At 65.7% G+C, this 23,517-nt stretch carries 19 protein-coding genes; 11 read left to right on the top strand and 8 right to left on the bottom strand.

Going from position 1 to position 23,517, the window contains the following annotated elements; translation table 11 throughout:
• Nucleotides 1–161 precede the first annotated feature (161 nt).
• From aroA to WD767_07990, 11 genes are all read left to right on the top strand, one after another.
• Nucleotides 162–1,496 carry a 3-phosphoshikimate 1-carboxyvinyltransferase gene (gene aroA / locus WD767_07940; protein ID MEX2616009.1) on the top strand — a complete coding sequence of 445 codons (1,335 nt, stop codon included), beginning with the start codon at nt 162–164 and terminating at the stop codon, nt 1,494–1,496.
• Complete coding sequence (cmk, locus tag WD767_07945) at nt 1,493–2,116, top strand: (d)CMP kinase (GenBank protein MEX2616010.1); 624 nt, start codon at nt 1,493–1,495, stop codon at nt 2,114–2,116. Before aroA ends, cmk begins: the two co-directional genes overlap by 4 nt.
• Before the next feature lie 130 nt (nt 2,117–2,246).
• Complete coding sequence (rpsA, locus tag WD767_07950) at nt 2,247–4,001, top strand: 30S ribosomal protein S1 (protein MEX2616011.1); 1,755 nt, start codon at nt 2,247–2,249, stop codon at nt 3,999–4,001.
• Between the two features lie 267 nt (nt 4,002–4,268).
• Nucleotides 4,269–4,550 (top strand): integration host factor subunit beta, encoded by a 282-nt coding sequence (gene ihfB / locus WD767_07955; protein ID MEX2616012.1) that lies wholly within the window; start codon nt 4,269–4,271, stop codon nt 4,548–4,550.
• Between the two features lie 15 nt (nt 4,551–4,565).
• Nucleotides 4,566–4,889, top strand: a complete 324-nt coding sequence (locus WD767_07960) for a DUF1049 domain-containing protein (GenBank protein MEX2616013.1) — start codon at nt 4,566–4,568, stop codon at nt 4,887–4,889.
• Nucleotides 4,890–4,965: 76 nt separating this feature from the next.
• Nucleotides 4,966–5,685, top strand: a complete 720-nt coding sequence (gene pyrF / locus WD767_07965) for an orotidine-5'-phosphate decarboxylase (GenBank protein MEX2616014.1) — start codon at nt 4,966–4,968, stop codon at nt 5,683–5,685.
• A gap of 4 nt (nt 5,686–5,689) precedes the next feature.
• On the top strand, nt 5,690–6,337 hold the full coding sequence (locus WD767_07970; GenBank protein ID MEX2616015.1) for a phosphoribosylanthranilate isomerase: 648 nt from the start codon (nt 5,690–5,692) through the stop codon (nt 6,335–6,337).
• Between the two features lie 69 nt (nt 6,338–6,406).
• Nucleotides 6,407–7,618 carry a tryptophan synthase subunit beta gene (trpB, locus tag WD767_07975; GenBank protein ID MEX2616016.1) on the top strand — a complete coding sequence of 404 codons (1,212 nt, stop codon included), beginning with the start codon at nt 6,407–6,409 and terminating at the stop codon, nt 7,616–7,618.
• Nucleotides 7,615–8,448 carry a tryptophan synthase subunit alpha gene (gene trpA / locus WD767_07980; GenBank protein MEX2616017.1) on the top strand — a complete coding sequence of 278 codons (834 nt, stop codon included), beginning with the start codon at nt 7,615–7,617 and terminating at the stop codon, nt 8,446–8,448. Before trpB ends, trpA begins: the two co-directional genes overlap by 4 nt.
• Nucleotides 8,445–9,395 (top strand): acetyl-CoA carboxylase, carboxyltransferase subunit beta, encoded by a 951-nt coding sequence (gene accD / locus WD767_07985; GenBank protein ID MEX2616018.1) that lies wholly within the window; start codon nt 8,445–8,447, stop codon nt 9,393–9,395. Before trpA ends, accD begins: the two co-directional genes overlap by 4 nt.
• An 8-nt stretch (nt 9,396–9,403) precedes the next feature.
• Nucleotides 9,404–10,693 carry a folylpolyglutamate synthase/dihydrofolate synthase family protein gene (locus WD767_07990; GenBank protein ID MEX2616019.1) on the top strand — a complete coding sequence of 430 codons (1,290 nt, stop codon included), beginning with the start codon at nt 9,404–9,406 and terminating at the stop codon, nt 10,691–10,693.
• 70 nt (nt 10,694–10,763) lie between these two features.
• Here WD767_07990 and trxA read toward each other — a convergent pair whose 3' ends face one another.
• The 8 genes from trxA to ahcY form a co-directional block, all read right to left on the bottom strand.
• Nucleotides 10,764–11,084, bottom strand: a complete 321-nt coding sequence (trxA, locus tag WD767_07995) for a thioredoxin TrxA (protein MEX2616020.1) — start codon at nt 11,082–11,084, stop codon at nt 10,764–10,766.
• 61 nt (nt 11,085–11,145) lie between these two features.
• The gene (gene addA / locus WD767_08000; GenBank protein MEX2616021.1) at nt 11,146–14,580 is read right to left on the bottom strand and encodes a double-strand break repair helicase AddA; all 3,435 of its coding nucleotides are present in this window, start codon (nt 14,578–14,580) and stop codon (nt 11,146–11,148) included.
• A complete protein-coding gene (addB, locus tag WD767_08005; GenBank protein ID MEX2616022.1) occupies nt 14,577–17,507 on the bottom strand; it encodes a double-strand break repair protein AddB in 2,931 nt (976 codons plus the stop codon). Before addB ends, addA begins: the two co-directional genes overlap by 4 nt.
• Nucleotides 17,507–18,235, bottom strand: coding sequence for a nucleotidyltransferase family protein (locus WD767_08010; GenBank protein ID MEX2616023.1), 729 nt, complete (start codon nt 18,233–18,235; stop codon nt 17,507–17,509). Before WD767_08010 ends, addB begins: the two co-directional genes overlap by 1 nt.
• Complete coding sequence (locus WD767_08015; protein MEX2616024.1) at nt 18,232–19,239, bottom strand: phosphotransferase; 1,008 nt, start codon at nt 19,237–19,239, stop codon at nt 18,232–18,234. The genes WD767_08010 and WD767_08015 overlap by 4 nt, the downstream gene beginning before the upstream one ends.
• Nucleotides 19,232–19,741, bottom strand: coding sequence for a tRNA (adenosine(37)-N6)-threonylcarbamoyltransferase complex ATPase subunit type 1 TsaE (tsaE, locus tag WD767_08020; protein ID MEX2616025.1), 510 nt, complete (start codon nt 19,739–19,741; stop codon nt 19,232–19,234). The genes WD767_08015 and tsaE overlap by 8 nt, the downstream gene beginning before the upstream one ends.
• A complete protein-coding gene (locus WD767_08025) occupies nt 19,738–22,101 on the bottom strand; it encodes an ATP-binding protein (GenBank protein ID MEX2616026.1) in 2,364 nt (787 codons plus the stop codon). The genes tsaE and WD767_08025 overlap by 4 nt, the downstream gene beginning before the upstream one ends.
• A gap of 88 nt (nt 22,102–22,189) precedes the next feature.
• Nucleotides 22,190–23,485 (bottom strand): adenosylhomocysteinase, encoded by a 1,296-nt coding sequence (ahcY, locus tag WD767_08030; GenBank protein MEX2616027.1) that lies wholly within the window; start codon nt 23,483–23,485, stop codon nt 22,190–22,192.
• Between the last annotated feature and the right edge of the window lie 32 nt (nt 23,486–23,517).

The following is a 23,517-nucleotide window of genomic DNA, read 5'->3' on the forward strand; positions in this document are numbered from 1 at the left end:
AATTGCCACGTTCGCGCCTCCCTGTCAAAACAAAACGCCTGTCCCAAGGGCCGTATCGTGAAAAAAAACTGCGCGAGAATTCTACCGTGCGGCGGATTAAACATGTTAGAGAAGGTCCGCCCCCGCCGGGGGCGGTTTCACCAATCCGCGAGGCCGTTCACTTGTCTTCCCTGCGATCCCATGCCGCAAGGCCCCTGCGCGGCGCCGTATCCGTACCCGGCGACAAGTCCATTTCGCACCGTGCGCTCATGCTGGGCGGGCTGGCGGTCGGCGAGACGACAATCACCGGCCTGCTCGAAGGCGAGGACGTGCTGAATACCGCCGCCGCGATGCGGTCGCTCGGCGCGACGGTGGAGCGGGATAAAAACGGCGTATGGCGCGTGTCCGGCGTCGGGATCGGCGGGTTGCGGGAACCCGACAGCGTCATCGACCTCGGCAATTCGGGAACCGCCGCGCGGCTGCTGATGGGAATCCTGGCGGGACATCCCATCACCAGTTTCATGACCGGCGACGCGTCGTTGCGCGGCCGGCCGATGAACCGCGTCGTCGATCCGCTGCGCGAATTCGGCGCGACATTCGTCTGCCGCGAAGGGGGCCGCATGCCGCTGGCCATCGTTGGCGCCCGCGACCCCATGCCGATCACCTACCGCCTGCCGGTCGCGTCGGCGCAGGTGAAATCCGCCATCCTGCTGGCGGGGCTGAACGCGCCCGGCCGGACCACGGTCATCGAACCGCAACCGACCCGCGACCATACCGAACTGATGCTGATTCATTTCGGCGCGCAAATCGACATCGTCCATGACGCGGAAAACGCCGCCCATATCAGTGTTACCGGCCAGCCGGAACTGAGCGGCCGGCCGGTCGTCGTGCCGGGCGACCCCAGTTCCGCCGCCTTTGCCGCCATTGCCGCCGCCATTGTCCCGGATTCCGAAATCACCCTGACCGGTATCGGCATGAACCCGAAACGCACCGGGCTGTTTACCACCCTGCTGGAAATGGGCGCCGACATCACGCTGCGCAACGAACGCACCGAGGCGGGCGAACCCGTCGCCGACATGACGGTCCGTTCCAGCCGGCTGCGCGGCGTGACCGTGCCGGCCGAACGCGCGCCGTCGATGATCGACGAATACCCGGTGCTGGCCGCCGCCGCCGCCGTTGCCGGTGGCGATACGGTCATGCTGGGAGTCGGCGAATTGCGGGTCAAGGAAAGCGACCGGCTGGATGCCATCGACAGGGGGCTGACCGCCTGCGGCGTCCGCGTGACGGCGGGACCGGACAACCTGACCGTGCATGGCTGCGCCGGCACGCCACCCGGCGGCGGCGCCGTGGCCACCGCGCTGGATCACCGGATCGCCATGAGCTTCCTGGTGCTCGGCATGGCGACGCGGGAACCGGTCATGGTGGATGACGCCGGGCCGATCAATACGAGCTTTCCCGGCTTTGTCGACCTGATGAACGGACTGGGCGCCGATATCCGGCCGGGAAGCGCCGCATGATCGTTGCCGTCGACGGCCCCGCCGCGTCCGGCAAGGGGACGCTCGCGCGCCGCCTCGCCGATGAACTGGGCCTGGCTTATCTGGATACGGGCAAGATATACAGGGCGGTGGGATATCGTGTGCTGGCCGCGGGCGGCGACCCCGCCGATCCCGAAGCCGCCCTCGCGGCGGCCCGCGCGCTCGATTCATCCGACCTGTCCGACCCGGCGCTGGCCGGGGACGACGCGGCCGATGCGGCGTCGAAAGTGGCCGTGATGCCCGCCGTCCGCGACGCGCTGATGGCGTTTCAGCGGGATTTCGCCGCCCGGCCGCCCGGCGCTGTACTGGACGGCCGGGATATCGGAACGGTGGTCTGCCCCGACGCGGATGTGAAGCTTTTCGTGACCGCCGATGTGGAAACCCGCGCCGAACGCCGACATAAGGAGTTGCTTGACAGGGGTGAGGCAAGTATATATGCGCGCGTTTTACAAGCGTTGGCGGACCGGGACACGCGCGATCGAAGCCGGTCAACGGCACCGATGAAGGCAGCAGACGACGCCGTCATAGTCGATACGACAACGATGGATGCGGATGAGGCTTTCGATACGGCGATCAATATCGTCCGTTCCCGGACACGTTGAAACCCTGCTTCCGCATGTGAAATCACGGCGCATGAACATGCGCGGTATCGATCGATCAATTGGTAAAAGACCGCCGGATACAACCGGTTGGCCGGAATAAAATGAACGTTGGAAAGGATACGATTTAACCATGGCTCCTGAAACAGCCGAAGTTGCCAAAGAAAGTTTTGCCGATCTGCTGAATGAAACGCTGGGGGATTCGAGCGGCCTCGAAGGCTCCGTCGTCAAGGGCACTATCATCGCCATCGAAAACGATTTCGCCCTGATCGACGCCGGCCTGAAGTCGGAGGGACGCATTGCCCTGCGCGAGTTCACCGGCGCCGGGATCGGCGAGGAAATCCGGGTCGGCGATGTCGTCGACGTCTACCTCGAACGGATGGAAAACCGCAACGGCGAAGCCGTTCTGTCCCGCGAAAAAGCGCGGCGTGAGGAAGCCTGGGGCCTGCTCGAGCAGGCGTTCGAGTCCACCGAACGGGTCACGGGCACGATATTCGGCCGGGTCAAGGGCGGCTTTACCGTCGATCTCTCCGGCGCTGTGGCCTTCCTGCCGGGCAGTCAGGTCGATATTCGTCCGGTTCGCGATATCACGCCCCTCATGGGCAACCCGCAGCCGTTCCAGATTCTGAAAATGGATCGCGGACGCGGCAATATCGTCGTCTCCCGGCGCGCCGTTCTGGAGGAAAGCCGCGCCGAGCAGCGCTCCGAACTGATCGCCAACCTGAAAGAGGGTCAGGTCCTGGAAGGCGTTGTCAAGAATATCACCGATTACGGCGCGTTCGTCGACCTGGGCGGCGTCGACGGCCTGCTGCACGTTACCGACATTGCGTGGCGACGGATCAATCATCCGTCCGAAGCGCTGCAGATCGGCCAGACCGTCAAGGTCCAGGTCATCCGCTTCAATTCGGAAACCCAGCGCATCAGCCTTGGCATGAAACAGCTGGAGGCCGATCCCTGGGATGGCGTGGCGGACAAGTATCCCATCGGCACCCGCTTTACCGGCCGGATCACGAATATTACCGATTACGGCGCGTTCGTGGAACTGGAACCCGGTGTGGAAGGCCTGGTCCATGTCTCCGAAATGAGCTGGACCAAGAAGAACGTGCATCCGGGCAAGATCGTCTCCACAAGCCAGGCGGTCGACGTGATGGTTCTCGATGTCGACTCCAACAAGCGTCGCATCAGCCTCGGCCTCAAGCAGACCATGGCGAATCCCTGGGAGGATTTCCAGGAACGCTTCCCGACCGACAGCATCATCGAAGGCGAGGTCAAGAATATTACCGAATTCGGTATTTTTATCGGCCTTGCGGACGATATCGACGGCATGGTCCATCTGTCGGATATCGACTGGCAACTACCGGGCGAAGAGGCCATCAAGAAGTACGAGAAGGGCGACATCGTCAAGGCGAAGATCCTCGAAGTCGATGTCACCAAGGAACGTATCAGCCTCGGCATCAAGCAACTGACCGACGACCCGATTGCCGGCAGCGCCGCAGATGTGAAGAAAGGCAGCATCGTGACCTGTACGGTCTCCGCGATCCAGGAAAACGGGATCGAAGTGACCGTCAACGATGTTCTGCAGGGCTTCATCCGCCGGTCGGACCTGTCCCGCGACCGTTCGGAGCAGCGCCCCGACCGATTTGCCGTCGGCGACAAGATCGACGCGCGGGTTACGTCAATCGACGCTTCGGGCCGCAAGCTGAGCCTTTCGGTCAAGGCGCGTGAAATCCAGGAAGAAAAGAAGGCCATGCAGGAATACGGCAGCTCCGATTCCGGCGCATCGCTGGGCGATATTCTTGGGGCGGCGTTGCAGTCGCGGCGTGAATCCGTCGCGGAGGATGCATCCGATAGCGACGACGATGCCGCCGATAAGGGCGACAAGGCCTGAGCAGCAGGGTCATCGGAAAGCTGAACGGGATCAAGGGGAAAACCGTACGATCGACTTTTGGATCGGGCCGGTTTTCCCCTTCTTGTTTACAAAACGACAAAACCATTGATTTCACTGGGACTATCGCTTGACGTACAGGCCGGGCTTTGGCACGCTCTATCCCTTAGACCAGAGAGGAAAAGCGCCGGTCTATCGTGAACAGGGAAACAATCCAGAACCGGCCCGCCTCAATAAGTTGCCGGCATACCGAAAAAGGAATTCGCTGCGATGACTAAGTCAGAGTTGATTGCGCGCATCGCCGAGCTCAACCCGCATTTGTATCAACGGGATGTCGAACGGATCGTCTCGACGATTTTCGAGGAGATTTCCGCTGCATTATCCCGTGGTGACCGGGTTGAACTTCGCGGTTTCGGGGCATTTTCCATAAAGTCCCGGGACTCGCGCGTTGGACGGAACCCCCGCACCGGGGAGGCCGTTGAAGTCGTTTCCAAGACGGTGCCGTTCTTCAAGACGGGTAAACAGTTACGCGAACTTATCAATAACAGCTGAGGTCGGTTTTCTTCCATGAAGCTTCTCAACTGGGCATTCGTACTGGCATTGGCCGCCATTGCGGTGTCTTTTGCGTTGAGCAACGATCAGGTCACCGAACTGGCATTATGGCCGGCGCCGTACAGCGTGGAGGTTCCGGTGTACGGCGCGGTCATGGCTGCGTTCGTCATCGGCTTCTTTAGCGGCGGGCTGGTTGTCTGGCTGGGGCGTATCGCCGCGCGGCACAAAAGGCGGGGCCGGACAGGGCGCGACGAGCAGGATACCGCCGGGACCGAACCGGCGTCCGGCGGCACCGCCATGACGACATCCACACCGTCCCTTCCCGCGACGGGGCGTTGATGGGTGGATTCCGGCGGCGCTATCAATAGCGGAAAGCCCGGTGTAAGAATACGCCCGCATCGTCCCCGGAGGAATCATGACCAAGCCAGCCGATCGTATTTTTGTCGCGCTTGACACCACGAATGTCGACGAAGCCAGGGCCATGGCGCAACGCCTGAAAGGCACTGTCGGCGGTGTGAAGCTGGGGCTGGAGTTCTTTACCGCGAACGGCGCCGCCGGCGTCCGCGCCGTGACCGGTTCCGGGCTGCCGCTGTTTCTGGATCTGAAATTCCACGATATCCCGAATACGGTTGCCGGCGCCATCCGCGCCGCCATCAGCCTGCGCCCGAAGATCGTGAACGTGCACGCCGCCGGCGGGCCCGCCATGATGCGCGCGGCGGCCGAGGCGGCGACCGAGGCGGCGAAGGCGCAAAAGGCACCGCGGCCCATGGTCATCGCTGTCACGGTCCTCACCAGCCTGGACGCCGGTGACCTGGAAGCCGTCGGCCAGATAGGCCCCGCCGCCGATCAGGTCCTCCGGCTCGCGCGGCTGACGCGGGACTGCGGGCTGGACGGCATCGTCTGTTCGCCCAAGGAAGTCGCCAGCGTCCGGGCCGCCTGCGGACCGGGTTTCAAGCTGGTTGTGCCCGGCATCCGCCCGAACCTGAGCCTGTCCAACGATCAGAAGCGGACCGCCGGACCCGCCGACGCGGTCGGCGCCGGCGCCGATATCCTGGTCATCGGACGTCCGATTACGCGCGCGCCCGACCCCGCGGCCGCGGCCAGGGCCATGGCCGCAACGCTGGCCGCCGGCTGAAACCATGCCGGTCACCGCAAAAATCTGCGGCATCAACGATCCGGCAGCGATGCAGACAGCGGTTTCCGGCGGCGCGAGCCATGTCGGGCTGGTCTTCTACCCGCCCAGTCCGCGCGCTGTGTCCCCGCAGCAGGCCGCCGCGCTGGTCGCGCTGGCGCCCGGCCATGTCACGCGGGTCGGACTGTTCGTCGATGCCGCCGATGCGGCCATTGACGCCGTTCTGGATGCGGTAGCTTTGGACCTGTTGCAACTGCACGGCGCGGAATCGCCGGAACGCGTCACCGAGTTGAAGCAGCGCACCGGCCTGAAGGTGATGAAGGCGATCCCCATTGCGGAAGAAGCCGACCTCGCCCGCGCCGACGCCTATTTGCCTGTCGCCGACTGGCTGCTGTTCGACGCAAAGCCGCCGAAAAGCATGGCCAACGCGCTGCCCGGCGGCAATGCGCTCAGTTTCGAATGGCGGTTGCTGGCCGACCGCCAATGGCCGCTGCCCTGGATGCTCGCCGGCGGGCTGGACAGCGGCAACGCCGCCGAGGCGGTCAGGCTGTCCCGCGCGGTCATCCTGGATACCTCTTCGGGTGTGGAGGATTCGCCGGGGCAAAAGAACCCCGACAAGATCCGCGCGTTTCTGGCGGCCGTTGCGGCGCTCTGATCCGCGCGATTTTCTGGTTCCGGCGGCACCGGTCCTGTATTAATACCGGCCTATTAACGCGGAGAGGACATGGAACAGCAGAACACCTTTCGCGGCGGCCCGGACGAATCTGGTCATTTCGGCATTTTCGGCGGACGGTTCGTTGCCGAAACCCTGATGCCGCTGATCCTGGAAGTCGAAAAAGCCTATACCGCGGCGCGGCAGGACCCATCCTTCCAGGCGGAGATCGATTATTACCTGAAGCATTATGTCGGCCGGCCGAGCCCGCTGTATTTTGCGCGGCGGCTGACCGAACATTTTGGCGGCGCTAAAATATATTTCAAGCGCGACGAGCTGAACCACACCGGCGCCCACAAGATCAACAATACGATCGGCCAGATCCTGCTGGCGCGGCGCATGGGCAAGAAGCGGATCATCGCCGAAACCGGCGCCGGCCAGCACGGCGTCGCCACGGCCACGGTCTGCGCCCTGTTCAACCTTCCCTGCGTCGTCTATATGGGCAAGACCGATATCGAACGGCAGAAACCGAACGTCTTCCGCATGAAGCTGCTGGGGGCGGAAATTGTCCCCGTGACCAGCGGCACCGCGACGCTCAAGGATGCCATGAACGATGCCCTGCGGGACTGGGTGTCCAATGTCGAGGACACGTTCTACATCATCGGCACCGCCGCGGGGCCGCATCCCTACCCGGCGATGGTGCGCGACTTCCAGTCCGTCATCGGCCGGGAGGCGCGCGAACAGATGCTCGAAGCCGAAGGCCGCCTGCCCGACTCGCTGGTGGCCTGCATCGGCGGCGGCTCCAACGCCATCGGGCTGTTCCACCCGTTCCTGGACGATCCGTCCGTGAAGATGTACGGCGTGGAAGCCGCCGGACTCGGGCTGAACACGACGAAACACGCGGCATCGATCGCCGGCGGCAGGCCGGGCGTGCTGCACGGCAACCGGACCTACCTGCTGCAGAACGACGACGGGCAGATCCTGGACGCGCATTCGATTTCCGCCGGGCTGGACTACCCGGGCATCGGTCCGGAACATTCATGGCTGCACGAATCCGGCCGGGTGAAATACGTATCCGCGCAGGATGACGGCGCGCTGGCCGCCTTCCAGCTGTGCAGCCGCATGGAAGGCATCATACCGGCGCTCGAACCCGCCCACGCGCTGGATTTCGTGTCCCGGATCGCCCCGGACCTGCCGAAGGACCATCTTCTCTGCATGAACATGTGCGGCCGCGGCGACAAGGACATCTTTGCCGTCGCCGAATCACTGGGAACGGAACTATGAACAGGGGCGCGGATTCCGGCCGCATCGCCAGGCGCTTCGCGGCGCTGAAGGCCGAAGAGCGCGGCGGGCTGGTGACCTTTGTGACGGCGGGCGACCCGGACCGGCCGACGTTCGAGAAGATCCTGCTGGGCCTGCCGGGCGCGGGCGCCGACCTGATCGAACTGGGCATGCCGTTCAGCGACCCGATGGCGGACGGCCCGGCCATTCAAGCCGCCTCCGTGCGCGCGCTGGCGAGCGGTGCGAACATGAAGCAGACCCTCGACCTCGTGCGACTGTTCCGCCACTCCGACGGTGACACGCCAATCATCCTGATGGGCTACTACAACCCCATCTATCTCTACGGCGTCGAACGCTTCCTCAACGACGCGAAGGCGGCCGGCGTCGACGGGTTGATTGTCGTCGACCTGCCGCCGGAAGAGGATGCGGAACTCTGCCTTCCGGCGCTGGAGGCCGGTATCAATTTCATCCGGCTGGCGACCCCGACGACCGACGATGCCCGCCTTCCCGCCGTCCTGCGGAACACCAGCGGGTTCGTCTATTACGTTTCGGTGCTGGGCATTACCGGCACCAAGTCCGGGCGGAACGACGATATCCGCGGCGCGGTCGAACGGCTGCATCGCCATACGGACCTTCCCGTGGCCGTCGGGTTCGGGATCCGCACGGCGGACGCGGTGCATGCCATCACGCGGACAGCCGATGCCGCCGTCGTCGGCTCTGCGATTGTCGACCGAATCGCAAACGGTCTTGACGGGAACGGCAAACCGGCTGCCGGTCTCGTGGATTCGGTCTTGAATTACGTCCGGGAACTGGCAGGTGGATTGAAACCATGAGCTGGCTGACAAATTTCGTTCGACCCAAGCTGCAGGCCCTGGTCAACAGGGCGGAGGTGCCGGACAACCTGTGGAGCAAATGCCCGGAATGCGACCAGATGATCTTCCACCGGGATCTCGAAAAAAATCTGCATGTCTGCCAGCATTGCGGCCATCACCTGCGCATATCGGCCGAACGGCGCCTGAAAATGCTGTTCGATGACGGCGTCTATCAGCGGGTCAATGTGCCGAGCACCCCGGACGATCCGCTTGGCTTCCGCGACCGCCGGCGCTACACGGACCGGCTGAAGGAAGCCCGGAACGCAACCAAGGAACGCGACGCCGTCGTCGTCGCCACCGGCAGGATGGGCGGGCAGCCCGCGGTGATCGCCGCGCTGAATTTCGAATTCATGGCCGGGTCGATGGGTATCGCCGCCGGTTCGGGCTTCGTCGCCGCCGCGCGACGGGCCGTCAGCCAGCACGCGCCGCTGATCGTGATCCCCGCATCGGGCGGCGCCCGCATGCAGGAAGGCATCATGTCGCTGATGCAGCTTCCGCGCACCGTCGTCGCCGTGCAGGATGTCAAGGAAGCGGGCCTCCCGTATATTGTCCTGCTGACCGACCCGACCACCGGCGGCGTCTCCGCCAGCTTCGCCATGCTGGGCGATATTCATCTGGCCGAACCCGGCGCCACCATCGGCTTTGCCGGCAGGCGGGTGATTGAGCAGACGGTGCACGAAAACCTGCCGGACGGGTTCCAGACAGCGGAATTCCTGCTGGAACACGGCATGATCGACTGTGTCGTGCCGCGTTCGGCCCTGCGCGACACGCTGATCCGGCTGATCGACCTGCTGCGCAACCCGCGCCCGCCGGGTGAGCCTGAATCCGAAGGTGGCGACAGGGATTTACATATCCCGGATTCGGACGACAAGGCGCAGCCGGAAGACCCCCCGCTCCGGATCGGATAGCCCGCCCCATGGACCCGCGCAGCAGCGACGCCGTCCTCGCGCGCCTGATGACGTTGCACCCCAAGAAAATCGACCTGTCGCTCGGCCGGACGCTCGACCTGCTGGAACGGCTCGGCCGTCCGCAGGACCGGCTGCCGCCGGTGGTCCATGTCGCCGGGACCAATGGCAAGGGCTCGCTGATCGCCTTCCTGCGCGCCATGCTGGAAGCCGCCGGCAAGCGCGTGCATGTCTATACCTCGCCGCATCTGGTCCGCTTCAACGAGCGCATCCGGCTGGCGGGCCAGCTGATTTCGGAAGAACGCCTGGCGCAGTTGCTGGGCTATTGCGAGATCGTGAACGAAGGGCGGCCGATCACCTTCTTCGAGATCACCACCGCCGCCGCCTTCCGCGCCTTCGCGGAAACGCCGGCGGATATCGTCCTGCTGGAAACCGGGCTTGGCGGGCGGTTCGATTCGACCAATGTCGTTGCCCGACCGGCCCTGACCGCCATTACTCCCATTTCGATCGATCACGTTCAGTTCCTGGGTCCGACGATAACGGCGATTGCCGGCGAAAAAGCGGCGATCCAGAAGCCCGGCGTCCCGTCGGTCATCGGCGAGCAGCCGCCGGAAGCCGCCGCCGTTATCGCCGAACAGGCGCGGGCCGTGGGCGCGCCCCTGTTCCGCCATGGCGCCGACTGGGGGGCGTCGGGCGACGCCACCAGCCTGCGGGTGCGGCTCGGCGCCGGTATCCGGCAGTATCCCGCCCCGGCGCTGCCCGGTGCACACCAGATCCACAATGCGGGCATGGCCGTCGCCTGCGCTGAACAGCTGCGTGGCTTCAACATCAGCAATGCGGCCATCGCCGAGGGGCTGACCCGGGTTTCCTGGCCCGGACGGTTACAGCGGTTGATCGGTGGGCCGCTGGTCGATTTGCTGCCGCGCGGCTGGGAGCTATGGCTCGATGGCGGCCATAATGCGGCGGCGGGCGTCGTGCTGGGACAGGTCGCCCGCGACTGGCAGGACCGGCCGCTGTTCCTCGTTGCCGGCATGCTGGACAGCAAGGATGCGGGCGCATTCTTCCAGCCGCTGGGCCCCTATGTGCAGCAGGTTCAGACCGTCGCCATTCCGGGCGAGGAAGCCAGCCTGAGCGCCGAACAGACCGCCGCCGCCGCGATTTCGAGAAACGCCCGCGCCGTGCCGGCCCCGTCGATGGCGGAAGCGGTTTCCCGGATCGTCGCGGCCGCCCCGGAACCCGCGCGAATCCTCATCTGCGGCTCGCTCTACCTGGCCGGCAGGGTCCTGTCGGAGCACCGGTAGAGCACAACCAAAAAAGGCCCCACCCGAACCGGTGGAGCCTTTCCTGCGGAATCGGCGACCCGTCAGACCGTCAGACGACGGATTCAACCCATTGCGCGAGCTGGGTCTTTGCCAGGGCGCCGACTTTCGTCGCCGCGACCTGCCCGTCCTTGAAAAGGATCAGGGTCGGGATGCCCCTTACGCCGTATTTCGCCGGAGTCTGCGGATTGTCGTCGATATTCAGCTTTGCAATCGTCAGTTTACCGGCCATATCCGTCGCGATTTCTTCCAGCGCCGGCGCAATCATCTTGCACGGTCCGCACCATTCAGCCCAGAAGTCGACCAGAACCGGCTGGCCGGCGCCAAGCACGCTCTTGTCGAAATCATCGTCCGATACCTTAACCGTTGCCATATTGCTACCCCTGCGGTTATTTCAACGCCGGATTCCCTTTGGGAACCCTTTGATACGGACTCTATGGAGCATCGAAGAAACGGTCAAGCAACGAGTCGTTGAGCGCCATGATGCGCGGCCCGTCCGTCCACAGCAGCGCACAGCGAACCGGCCGATCCGGCCAGATTTGCCGCAGGATGGCGCGGTAGGCCGCCATCTGGCGCAAATAAACCTCTGCAACATCCGCTTCGCGCCGGGGCGGCGGGCGGTTGGTCTTGTAATCGACAACCAGAATTTCGTCGTCCCGAATAACCACCCGGTCGACCTGTCCGGACACGATTTCCGGCCCCTCGCGACTGTCGATGCGGCCGACAACGGGCGCTTCGGCGCGGCTGTCCGGGCCGAAAAGCGCCGCGAATTCAGGGTTTTCCAGCACGGCCATGACTTCAGCCACGATGACGTCCTGTTCCTCCGGGGTCAGCCCGTGCACCTGCAGGGCGAGGAACCCCCCGGCGGCGGCGCGCCGGCGCGCCGGCGACAGGTCCGGCAGGGTCTGGAGCAACCGGTGGATAAGCGTGCCGCGCCGGAACCGCTGCCCGTTATCGGTATCGAACGGCGATACGACCGGCGGATCCATTGCCGGCCGGGACGGCGTCAGCGGCCGGACCGGCGTCGGTTCGGGCGGCGCCGGCGCAAACATCCAGGGCAGCGCCTCGGCCGGCGGCTCGTCATCGGCGATGGTGGCGGCGTCCGGTGCGCTGTCCACCGACTGCAGGCTGGACAGGCGAATACCCTCGCCCTCCCAGCCATCCTCGCCATCGGCGGAAAACGCGAAGGGCTCGCCGATCGCTTCCAGCCCCGCATGGGCCATGGCGTACCAGCAGGTGTCCGGCGGCGCCTGTCGTCCTTCGGCGCCGCAGATATAAAGCCTGTCCTCGGCCCGGGTCATCGCGACATAGAGCAGCCGCCGGTATTCCTGGTCGCGCCGCAGGTTCGCCGCCGCGCGGGCGGTGGCGCTGACCGCGCTTTCGCAACCGCGATTGGGCGGCCACAGCAGGATACCCTCCGACCACAGCATATCGGGGCTGGACCGCGGCGCGGCCATCGTATCGGGCAGGATAACGATCGGCGCCTGCAGCCCCTTCGCGCCGTGCACGGTGATGACGCGTACCTCGTCGCGGCTGCCGTGTTCCATATCCCGCTTCACGATCTGATCGCCCGCCTTCAGCCAGTGCAGGAACCCCTGCAGCGATGGCGGGTTGAGCCGTTCGTGCTCCAGCGTCAGGTTCATGAATTCCTCGACCGGGTCCTCCGCCTCGACTCCCAGCCGGGCGACAAGGCGCTGCCGCCCGGATTCCCCATCCGCCACCGGCGCGGTCAGGACATGGGAGAAAAGCTCGAAGGGCGGCGCGAAATCGACCCGCGCCAGCAGGGCGGACAGCCAGCCATGCGCCGCCGCGTAGCGGGGGTCGGCCGCCAGCCGCTGCCACAGGGAGGAATCGCCCCGGTCATAGGCCAGCGCAAACAGGTTGTCATCGTCCAGTCCGATGAACGGTCCCTTCAGGACAGTGGCGAGGGTCAGGTTGTCTTCCGGCAGCAGCAGGAATTCGCCAAGCGCGATCAGGTCCATCACCGCAAGCTGTTCCGCCAGCGCCATCCGGTCGACCCCGGCAACCGGGATGCCGCGCGATTTGAGCGCCCGGACAAACTGGTCGACGAACCGGTTGCGGCGGCGGACCAGCACCATGATATCGCCGGCGCGGACGGTTCGTCCCCGGGAGGCCAGGACCTCGCACCCGATCCAGCTCTCGATTTTCGCCGCCAGCACATTCGCCAGCCGGGCCGAGGGATTATCCGCCGCCTCCCGGTCCAGCGGCGGCGCCCAGGGCGCGGCATCGGGCGCGTCGCGCGGACGGACCGGCGGCCAGATTTCGACCAGCCCCGCATGGCCCGCGCGCACCGCGCGATGCACGATCGGTTCGCCGTCCGGCGCAACGCCGTCCCGTGCCGGGTCTATCCCGAATACCGCATCCACCGTGTCCAGTATTGGCGTCGCGGAGCGGAAGGACCAGTTCAGGTCCACCGATTCCCAGGGTTTTGCCGCGGCTTCCACCTGTTTGCGGAAGACTTCGCGCATATGGGTGAACGCCGTCGGATCGGCGCCCTGGAAGCTGAAAATCGACTGTTTCGCATCGCCCACGGTAAACACGGTCCGGGTTTCGGTCCGCGCCCCGGCGCCGGAGAAAAATTCCTTCGCCAGCGCCTCGACGATGGCCCATTGATGCAGGTTCGTATCCTGCGCCTCGTCGATCAGGATATGGTCCAGCCCGCCATCCAGCTTGTACAGGACCCAGGCCGCATCGGCGCTCCGGTTCAGCAGGGCAATCGTCTTGAGGATCAGGTCGTCGTAGTCGAGCCGCGCCAGCACGAGCTTGGATCTTTCATAGGCGTCCAGCAACGCCGCGCCCAGCCGCAACAGGGCGACCGTCGCCTCCGCCGTCACCACCGCGCGGCATTCGTCCATCACTCCGGCAAGCCGTTCCGCCTCCGCGCCCAGCGCCTCGGCCGAGCCCGGCGCCGCATCCGCCGGCCTGACGGTAATAAGCCGCGACCGGAGGTCGCCCGCCTTGGTCAGGAACGCATCGGCGTATCCGGCAAACAATTCCTGCCGCTTGACCGGGTTCGCCTTCAGCCATTGCAACAGGGTCAGGCCCCGGGGCTGGTCGGTTTTCGCGGTACCTGTCAGCAGCGCTTCACCGGCGCGTGTGAGCGCCGCCGTATCCACCGCGGCGTCCCAGCACGCCCGGGAAATCACGTCCGCCGGGGACTGTCCCGGCGCCACGCCCAGTTTCCGGCAGACCGCGTCGCCCATCCCGTCGCCATACAGGTCGATCAGGCCGCGAATCCGGCTGCGGTTCTGCGCCATGTGGTCCATCAGCGCGGCGAACTGTTCCTCCTGGATATGACCGGTAACGACCGCCAGCGCATCCGCCAGTTCGCCCCCCTGCCGCGCCGCCGTCAGCACCATGTCCCGGGCCGCCAGCATCAGTTCGGCGGCGCTGCGGTCGTCCATCGCCTCGAAATGCGGCGCGATCCCCGCTTCCAGGGGAAACCGCGCCAGCAGCGACTGGCAGAAGCCGTGTATGGTCTGGACCTTGAGCCCACCCGGCACATCGAGAACCTGCGCAAACAGCCGCCGGGCGCGGTCCAGCCGGTCATCGTCCGGCGCCGCGCCGAGCAGTTGCCCGATATCCCGGCGAACGGCGTCATCCGGTTCGGTGGCCCAGCCGGCCAGCCGCCGGTTGATCCGTACCGCCATTTCCGCCGCCGCAGCGCGGGTGAAGGTCAGGCAGAGGATTCGTTCCGGCCGGGTTTCGTTCAGCAGCAGGGCCAGGACCCGGTCGGTCAGCACTTTGGTTTTTCCACTGCCCGCCGAGGCGGCAACCCAGACGCTGGCTTCGGGGTGCACCGCCCGGCGCTGCGCGATGCCGGCCGCCGTGATCATGTCGACGGTCATCCATCCCCCCATTCGCGAATGCGGGCCAGATGCGCATAGTCGTTGAACCGGGGGGCGCGGTCCGGGCGCGGCACCGCCGCATAGGCCGTATCGGGGTTGTCGAAGGACTCGATCAGCGCCATCAACCCGGCCCGCGCCGCATCGGCCAGGTCGCCCGCATCGCCGCCAACCGCACGGATCGTCGCCGGGGGTTCGCCGCCGCCGAGCTGCCAGTACGCCAGCTTCCGCACGTCGCCTTCAGGCACCGTCCTAAATCCGCCGCCGCGCAGGATAACCGCCTCCAGCGCAAGTTGCGGCGCGTAACCGAGACCGACCTCGACATTCGACGGCGGGGCGCCGGTCTTGTAATCGATGATCTCGTAGCTGCCGTCGGCCAGGCGGTCGATCCGGTCCGCCTTCGCGGTCAGGGCGAACGGCGCATAGGCGGCCGGCATGTCCAGCCGGCCTTCGGTTTCCGAATGCGCCCGGACGACATCGCCGCGCCGGGTGGATTCGTTCTCGACGAACCAGCCGGCGATGCGCGCGAAGCGCGGCCACCAGAAGGCGCGGACGGTGGGTCGCACCAGCGCGTCGCCGAAGGCGGCAGTGCCGAATTCCAGCAGCTTCTCCAGCGCATCCGGCGGCAGCGTGTCGGGAAACTCGCGCAGGAACCGGTCCAGCGCATCATGGATGAAGGTGCCGCGTTCCGCCGCGCCCGGATCCGCGTCCAGCGGATCCAGCGGCCGCAATCGCAATATATGGCGGGCGTAGATCGCATAGGGGTCGCGCATCCAGGTTTCGATCTGGGTCACCGACAGGCGCCGGGGCCGCGCCGCCAGCGGCGGGCGGGGGGCCGGCGGCGAAATCCGGATCGGGCGTTTCGGCTGGCGCAGCAGGGCGCGGACCGCGCGCCACTGGCTCGGCCCCGCCTGCAGCGCGTTTTCCTGGCCGACGCCGCGCAGGACAGCGTCGAGCCGCGTCAGCCAGCGCGAGGGCACGGTCGGCTGCCCTTCGGTCTTGGCCGCGCGGGTCAGGACGATTTCCGGCGCGGCGAAGGCCTGCACGAAGTCATGCGCGGTCAGGCCGATGCGCCGTTCCGGCAGCGGCAGGCCGAAGCGTTCGCGCATCGGCCGGCTGAGCCAGGGGTCCGGCTGCGGATCGGGCGGCCAGACGCCCTCGTTCAGCCCGCCCAGCACCAGAAGATCGGCGCGCTGCAACCGCGCTTCCAGCAGCCCCAGGATCGCGAGGCGCGGATGGCGGCCATAGCGCGGGCGAACGGTCGCGCCGTTCATCAGCGAATCGAGCAGGGCCGGATAGGCGCCGGGATCCACGGGGGGCAGGAAATCCGCCGCGTGCCGCAATTCGGCGATGAATCGGGCCAGCATTTCCCCGGCATCGCCCCGCCACAGGCGTTCCGCGCCGAATTCTGTGTCGGTCGCCGCCAGGGCTTCGGCAGTGGCGACATGCGCTTCCAGGAAATCCTCCAGCCGCGCGCCGCCGCCATCGACGACGGAAACCAGCGGCCGGGTCATGGCCTCCAGCGAATCGAGGAACGCTTTCAGCGTCGCGGATTCGGCGCTGCCGGCCGGCGCCGCCGCCCGCAACCCGGCAATCCCCGCACCCGGCCTTGGCCCGCGCAGGATCATCCGCTCCAGCAACCGGGCATCGCTGCGGAAAGCGATGGCCTGCCGTCCCCCCGCCGCCAGGGGATGCTTGAGGACCGCAAGCAGGGGCGCCGGCGCAAAGCGGCCGGCGACCATCGCCGCGATCAGGCGCATGAAACTGCCTGGCGTCGCGGTCATCAGCGGCTCGCCCGCGGAATCGTCGATATCGATGTTCCAGCGGCGCAGTTCCGCCGTGACCCGGCGCGCGAGTTTCCGGTCCGGCGTCACCAGCGCCGCGGTCCGCGAACTGTCTTCCAGCACCTGGCGGAGAATGAGCGCAATGACGCCCGCTTCCTCGGCGGAATCCGCGCAATCGACCCGCTGCACCCCGTCCAGGGCGCCGGCGGGCAGGTCCCGGAGCAGGCGCCAGGCCTGAGTCGTGTCGGCGGGCCGCATGACTTCGGCGATCAGCCGCATCCGCGGGCCGGGCGGCGCGACGCCGGGCCAGTCCGGCACCGCGTCGGGCGTCAGCGCCATGCGGCGCAGCAGCCGCGCCAGATTATGCTGCGGATGGGTCTGGTCGCGTTCGATCGCCTCCTGCGTCCCGGCATCGGTATCGCGGAGCAGGCCCGGCAGCACCACGCGGCCGTTCGGCATGGCCGCGACCGTGGCCAGCAGATCGGCGGTCGCGGGGATACTGCCCGTCGATCCGGCGGCGATGACATGGCCCGGCGGCGGCGTCTGCGCCCACAGGGCCGCCAGCGAATCCAGCAGGCGGTTGCGCCGTTCCGCCTGGTCGATGCCGCCCTGCTCGCGCAAGACCGCAGGCCAGTGCTCGGTCAGGATAGTGAGAAAGGCCAGCACCTTCTGCCAGTGCTCGGCGAAATCCCCGGGCACCAGATCCTTCAGCCCGTCGAACGACAGGCGTTCGGTCTGCACCTGGTCCAGCAGCCGTTCCAGTTCCACCGCCAGCCGCGCCGCCTGGTCGACCGACATATCGTCCCCGGCCCGGTCCCAGCCGAGGATCAGCCGCGTCAGCAGCAGCCGGCGGTGCAGGGCGGGAATGGCAGGCGGCGTTTCGGCGCCGCCCGGTTCGGGCGCTTCGTGAAAGGCGAACTCATCTTCATCGACATCGCCGAGCGGCCGCATCGTGGGCAGCAGCATCGCCCTGCCGTCGCCGGCGCGCAGGAACGCATCGCGCAGCGACCGGCAGGCCCGGCGCGTCGGCAGCAGGATTGTGTAGTCGAGCAGCGCGGAAGGATCGCCGCCTGTTTCGGCGAGAATGCCCCCGGCCAGCGCATCCACAAAGGGGGCGCCCGGCGGAATGGTATAGACCCCGGCCATCAGCGGCTGTTGACCAGGGCGTCGCCCAGCGCCAGATCGAATTCGGCCTGCAGCAACTGTTCGGGCGTGCCGACATGATACCATTCGCCGTCATGGACGATGCCGTGCAAACGGTTCGTCGCCGCGGCCGCGTCGTAGAGCCGGTTCAGGGAAAACGCGCCCTCCGGCGATCCGGCGAACAGGCGCGGATGCAGAATCTGGACGCCGGCAAACAGGAAGGCGGCGATTTCCCGGCTGTCGCGGCGGCGCACCCTGCCCAGCGGATCGAGGAAAAAATCGCCGCGCCCGCTGGTACCGGCGACGGCGACCATGCGCTGCAGCAGCAACAGCGCATCCATGGTTTCGTCGCGCCACGCCGCCGCCAGGCGCCGCAGCGCCGGCGTGGGACCGTTGCCCCATACAGCATCGCTGTTGATGACGTAGAACGGATCGTCGCCCAGGTGCGGCAGCGCATGCCGGACCCCGCCGCCGGTTTCCAGCAGGTCCACCTCGGGCGAGAGGATGATGCCCGACCGCCTCGAAAGGTGCTCCGTGATCATCTCGCCCATGTAATGGGTGTTGACCACGATCCGGTCCACGCCGTCGGCTTCAAGATGGTCGAGCACCCGGTCGAGCAAGGTCCGACCGGCCAGTACCGTCAGCGGCTTCGGCCGGGTCTTCGAAAGATGGCGCATGCGCGTGCCGCGCCCCGCGGCCAGCACCATCGCTGTTCTGATCCGCTGTGTCATGCGCCTGCCTTCGGCGGCGGTGCGATTCGCGATTCAAGCGGAAATTCGCGGTCGAACCAGGTTTTCAGCGCGCCCAGCGCCGGATGCGTCAGGTCGCCTTCGAGCCAGCGCCAGACGCGCGCCAAATGCTTCAGATAAACGGGCTTGCCGTCCCGCCGGTCGAGCCGCGTGAATATTCCCAGGATCTTGGTGCAGCGCTGCGCGCCGTACAGCGCATATGCCTGCCGGAATGCACCGCGCCCGATTTCCGGAAACGCATCGAGGTAACGGTCGAACAGCCCGGCCGCCAAGCCGCCCGGCACGTCGCGGCGGGCATCCTCCAGCAGCGACACCAGGTCATAGGCCCGATGGCCGATCACGGCGTCCTGAAAATCCAGCAACCCGCAGGCCTGCACGCCATCCCGATCCCGCAGCCACATCAGGTTGTCCACATGATAATCGCGCAGCACCAGCGTATCGGGCGACGCGGGCAGGGCGTCAAACGCGGTTTGCCACAACACCTCGAATTCACGGCCCAGGGCCGGCGGCGCATCCCTGCCGTACATCGCCGGATAATACCATTCGATCAGCAGGTTTGCCTCCGTCATCAGGCGGGCATGGTCATAGGGGGGGACCCCTTCGGCGCCGTCGAAACGCCGGTGCAATTCAACCAGCACATCGACCGCCAGCGTATAGAGCGCCGTTTCGCAGGCCGGATCGTCCGCCAGCGCGCTGGTATAGGTCGCATCGCCGAAATCCTCCAGCAGCAGCAACCCCGCCTCGCGATCCTCGGCGAATATCTCCGGCGCGCTGAACCCCATGCCGCGCAGGATGCGGTCGATTTCGAGGAAGGGTCCGACATTTTCCCGTGGCGGCGGCGCATCCATCAGGATGGCGCGGCGCGTATCCTCGCGCAGCCGTTCATACCGGCGGAAGGAGGCATCGTCGGCAAGCGGTCGCCGCGTCGCCCGCTCCCAGCCCTGCGCCGCCAGGAACGCCTCGATTTGCGCGGCTCTGTCAGTCATCGCGCAGCGGCGCCAGACGCGCGGGCCAGTCGCCGCGCCCGGCCAGAATCGCCCACCGCGATTCGCCGTCATCGCTGAAATGCAGTTCGATATCGAGGCGTATTTCCGGCAGCCAGCCGCCCAGCCGGTCTGGCCATTCGATCAGCGACACGCCGCCGGCAAAGGCCTCCTCGATATCGAGTTCGAACGCGTCCTCGGCCGATTCCAGCCGGTACAGGTCGAAATGCCACAGATCGAACGCCGGCAAAGCATAGGTCTGCACCAGCGTGAATGTCGGGCTCGGCACCGCTTCGGCCGGATTGCCCAGCGCGTGGACGACCGCGCGGGCCAGGCTGGTCTTCCCGGCGCCAAGATCGCCGCGCAGCGCCACGATATCGCCGGTCCGCAGCAACGGCGCCAGTCTTCCGGCCAGCGCCGCCGTCGCCGTTTCGTCCGGCAGATCGACGATAACGCGGCCATCCGGCGTCGCTGCATTTCGACCATGCGACCCGGCGGCGATCACGCAACGGCCTCTGTCGATTCGGCAACGGCGTTCTTCGCCATGGCGTTCAGCGGCAACCGGCATTCGATCCGGGTCCCCTTGCCCAGTTCGCTTTGCACGGTAATTGACCCGCCGTGCAGCTCTATCAGGTTCTTGACCAGGGCCAGCCCCAGGCCCGCCCCGTATTCGCGGGAATCGCCCTGGCCACGCTCGAATTTCTCCAGCATCCTGTCGGTATCTTCCGGCGCGATCCCGATGCCGGTATCGGCGACCGCGATGGTCATGCCGTCGGGCTCCCGCCGCGCCGACAGGGTCACCGTGCCGCCTTCGGGCGTGAACTGCACCGCATTGGTGATCAGGTTGTAAATCGCCTGGCGGACCCGCCGTTCGTCGGCGACTATCGTGCCGATATCCGCGGGACAGTCGAAATTGAGTTCCAGACCGGAATCGCCGGCGCGTTTGCGAAAGACCGGCAACAGATTGACCAGGGCATCGTGGACATTCACCGTGCCCAGTTCCAGCGTCAGATAACCGGCCTCGATCGTCGCCAGGTCGATGATATCGTTGATCAGCGCCATCAGGTGATTGGACGCCTGCAGGACGCTTTGCACATACTCGCCCTGGCGCGCCGTCAACTCGCCGAAATACCGGTTATCGAGAATTTCGGTAAAGCCGATTATCGCATTCAGCGGAGTCCGGAGTTCGTAGCTGACATTGGCGATAAAGTCCGACTTCATCCGGTCGGCGGCTTCCAGCGCAAGGTTGCGTTCTTCCAGCGCCTGCTGCACGCGCGCCCCGTCGGTCACGTCGATATAGCCCAGCAGGCAGCCGCCATCCGGCAGGGGAACGCAGTTATAGTCGATGATCCGTCCGTCGATTCGCCGCAGCCGTCCCGATTGCGGTTTCGGTTCCGTCACCGCCAGGATCAGGCGCTGTTTGCGCGCCGCCCAGTCATCGACCGGCGGAAACTGGGCGCGGGTCTCCTCCAGGATGTCGCCGATATGCGTATCGAGGCTGGCTTCCGTCATGGGCAGGTTCCACATGACGGCCGCTTCCACGTTCCACAGTTTCAGCCGGCCATCCGCGCCGAAGACGGTCACGGCCTCATGCAGGTTGTCCAGCGTTTCGCGCTGCACTTCGGTCAGGGTATTGTACGATCGCTCCAGCGCCAGGCTGTCCGTGACGTTCTCGTAAACGAACATCAGGCCGCCCATGGGATGCGACGACACAATCATGCGCAGGGTCCGTTCGTCGGGCAGATGCAGCAGTTCCTCGCGGGGCTCGATCAATGTGTTGAACAGCGCGGCGGTTTCCTGCTTGAAGCTCTGGAAGTCGAGATATTCGGGCAGGCGCCGCCGTTCCCGCAGCACTTCCAGCACATCGCCCAGCGACGGTTCACCGTGCAGCGCCTCCGCGTCGATGTTCCACATTTCCAGAAAGGCGGAATTGAAGAATTTCAGCCGCTGGTCGGGCCCGTATATGGCGATTGCCGCCCACAGGCTTTCCAGCACTTCCGCATGCGCGGCGACATGCGACGCAAGATCGGATTGCACGTCCTCGATCATCGTGACATCCGTCGCGTAGCCGCCCACGATGCCGGTCTGTTCGCCAAGCCGCATTTCCGAGAATTCGTACAGGCGGCGGCGACCGCCGACAATGATATGGTGGCTTTCCGACTGGGCGCTTTCCGTATTCATCGCGCGGCGCGCGAGGCTGCGGCCGTCCCGGTCAAGGTAACCGGCGCCCAGTTCGCGACGGTCGCGCAGCACCGTTTCGACATCGCAATCCAGCGCGGCCGCATAGGCCGCATTGCATCCCGCCAGATCCATATCCGGGCGTCGCCACCATACCGGCATCGGCAACCGGTCGATCAGCGCCCGCAAGGCAGCCGTTTCGACGCTTTGTATTGCCGGCGCGCCGACCCAGACCAGATCCCGCGACGCGACGCGGCGGCCGGTCAGCGAAATCTCCTTGCCGGCGCGGGTCCGGTAGCGCCCGGCGAAGGGTTTCCCCTGTTCGCGAAGCGCCCCCAGAATGCCGGAAACCTCCGGCGCATCCCTGTCTGAAAAGATATTTGCCAGCGCGGACAGATTGGCGGCATTGTCGATGCCGAGCAGGTCGCGGGCCGGACCCGTTATGCCGGAATTGCCGCGCGCCCACCAGACAAGCCCGACCGGCGCCGATTCAATCGTGTCGTCTTCGGCCTTGCGGCGACGCAAAAGCAGGGCCACCGCCAGCGCCGCCACGATGCCGGCTAACAGGTAACCCCAAACGGGAGACGCGACCTCCAGCCCGGCGGCGAAGGCTATTTTCGGTGCGCCCGCCGCCGCAAGGAACCCTGCGCCCGCAACGCGTTTTCTGCCCCTGAATTGCACGGGCACAGTGTAATTTTTCCTACGTCCGTAAACAAGAGGCCTGTTCTCCGGCAGCATCCGGATCCGCCGCGGCGCGGTGGATCCGGTCGAAGCACTAGTAACGGTAGTGATCGGGCTTGAACGGGCCGCTTTGTGAAAGGCCGAGATATTTCGCCTGCGCCGCGCTCAGGGCGGTCAATTCAACGCCCAGCTTCTTCAGATGCAGTGTCGCAACCTTTTCATCCAGATGCTTCGGCAGCACGAAGACGCCGATATCGTACCGGTCGGAATGGTTCCACAATTCGATCTGCGCCAGAACCTGGTTCGTGAAGGAAGCGGACATGACGAAGCTGGGATGACCCGTCGCGCAGCCGAGATTGACCAGCCGCCCTTCGGCCAGGACGATCAGCCGCTTGCCGTCCGGGAATTCCACCTCGTCCACCTGTTCCTTCACGTTGTGCCAGGGGTAATTGCGCAGGGCGGAAATCTGGATTTCCGAATCGAAATGCCCGATATTGCAGACAATCGCCCGGTCCTTCATCGCACGCATATGATCGATGGTGATGACGTCGATATTGCCCGTGGTGGTCACGAAGATATCGCCCTCTGACGCCGCCTTTTCCATCGTCGTGACCTGGTAGCCTTCCATTGCGGCCTGCAGGGCGCAGATCGGGTCGATTTCCGTTACCAGCACGCGCGCGCCCTGGTTGCGCAGGCTTGCGGCGGATCCCTTGCCGACATCGCCATACCCGCAAATCACCACGATCTTGCCGGCCACCATCACGTCGGTCGCACGCTTGATGCCATCGACCAGGCTTTCGCGGCAGCCATACAGATTGTCGAATTTCGACTTGGTGACCGAGTCATTGACGTTGATCGCCGGCGCCTTGAGTTTGCCCGCCTTGTGCATTTCGTAGAGGCGATGGACGCCGGTGGTGGTTTCCTCCGAAATGCCCTTCACGCCGGTCATCAGTTCGGGAAATTTTTCATGCATCATGATGGTCAGGTCGCCGCCATCGTCCAGAATCATGTTCGGATGCCAGCCGTTCGGGCCGACGATCGTCTGTTCGATGCACCATTCGGCTTCTATTTCCGTTTCGCCTTTCCAGGCGAAAACCGGCATGCCCGCCGCGGCCATCGCCGCCGCCGCCTGGTCCTGGGTGGAGAAGATATTGCAGGACGACCAGCGGATATCCGCGCCCAGCGCCGTCAGCGTTTCCATCAGCACCGCAGTCTGGATTGTCATATGCAGGCAACCCGCGATGCGCGCCCCCTTCAGCGGCTTGGACTTGCCGAACTCCTCGCGCAGGGCCATCAGCCCCGGCATTTCCGTCTCGGCGATGGTGATTTCCTTGCGACCCCAGTCCGCGAGGTCGATATTGGCGACTTTGTAATCATTTTCGGTCGTCATCTGCGTCTCCTGATTCATGCATGCTAGGCGCG

The organism is Alphaproteobacteria bacterium, from assembly GCA_040905865.1.
Taxonomy (GTDB): Bacteria; Pseudomonadota; Alphaproteobacteria; order UBA8366.

What these genes read in the sequence shown, in the direction of transcription:
- cmk (MEX2616010.1), top strand. Translation starts at nt 1,493, where the DNA reads ATGATCGTTGCCGTCGACGGCCCCGCCGCGTCCGGCAAGGGGACGCTC.
- rpsA (MEX2616011.1), top strand. Translation starts at nt 2,247, where the DNA reads ATGGCTCCTGAAACAGCCGAAGTTGCCAAAGAAAGTTTTGCCGATCTG.
- ihfB (MEX2616012.1), top strand. Translation starts at nt 4,269, where the DNA reads ATGACTAAGTCAGAGTTGATTGCGCGCATCGCCGAGCTCAACCCGCAT.
- WD767_07960 (MEX2616013.1), top strand. Translation starts at nt 4,566, where the DNA reads ATGAAGCTTCTCAACTGGGCATTCGTACTGGCATTGGCCGCCATTGCG.
- pyrF (MEX2616014.1), top strand. Translation starts at nt 4,966, where the DNA reads ATGACCAAGCCAGCCGATCGTATTTTTGTCGCGCTTGACACCACGAAT.
- WD767_07970 (MEX2616015.1), top strand. Translation starts at nt 5,690, where the DNA reads ATGCCGGTCACCGCAAAAATCTGCGGCATCAACGATCCGGCAGCGATG.
- trpB (MEX2616016.1), top strand. Translation starts at nt 6,407, where the DNA reads ATGGAACAGCAGAACACCTTTCGCGGCGGCCCGGACGAATCTGGTCAT.
- trpA (MEX2616017.1), top strand. Translation starts at nt 7,615, where the DNA reads ATGAACAGGGGCGCGGATTCCGGCCGCATCGCCAGGCGCTTCGCGGCG.
- accD (MEX2616018.1), top strand. Translation starts at nt 8,445, where the DNA reads ATGAGCTGGCTGACAAATTTCGTTCGACCCAAGCTGCAGGCCCTGGTC.
- WD767_07990 (MEX2616019.1), top strand. Translation starts at nt 9,404, where the DNA reads ATGGACCCGCGCAGCAGCGACGCCGTCCTCGCGCGCCTGATGACGTTG.
- trxA (MEX2616020.1), bottom strand. Translation starts at nt 11,084, where the DNA reads ATGGCAACGGTTAAGGTATCGGACGATGATTTCGACAAGAGCGTGCTT.
- addA (MEX2616021.1), bottom strand. Translation starts at nt 14,580, where the DNA reads ATGACCGTCGACATGATCACGGCGGCCGGCATCGCGCAGCGCCGGGCG.
- addB (MEX2616022.1), bottom strand. Translation starts at nt 17,507, where the DNA reads ATGGCCGGGGTCTATACCATTCCGCCGGGCGCCCCCTTTGTGGATGCG.
- WD767_08010 (MEX2616023.1), bottom strand. Translation starts at nt 18,235, where the DNA reads ATGACACAGCGGATCAGAACAGCGATGGTGCTGGCCGCGGGGCGCGGC.
- WD767_08015 (MEX2616024.1), bottom strand. Translation starts at nt 19,239, where the DNA reads ATGACTGACAGAGCCGCGCAAATCGAGGCGTTCCTGGCGGCGCAGGGC.
- ahcY (MEX2616027.1), bottom strand. Translation starts at nt 23,485, where the DNA reads ATGACGACCGAAAATGATTACAAAGTCGCCAATATCGACCTCGCGGAC.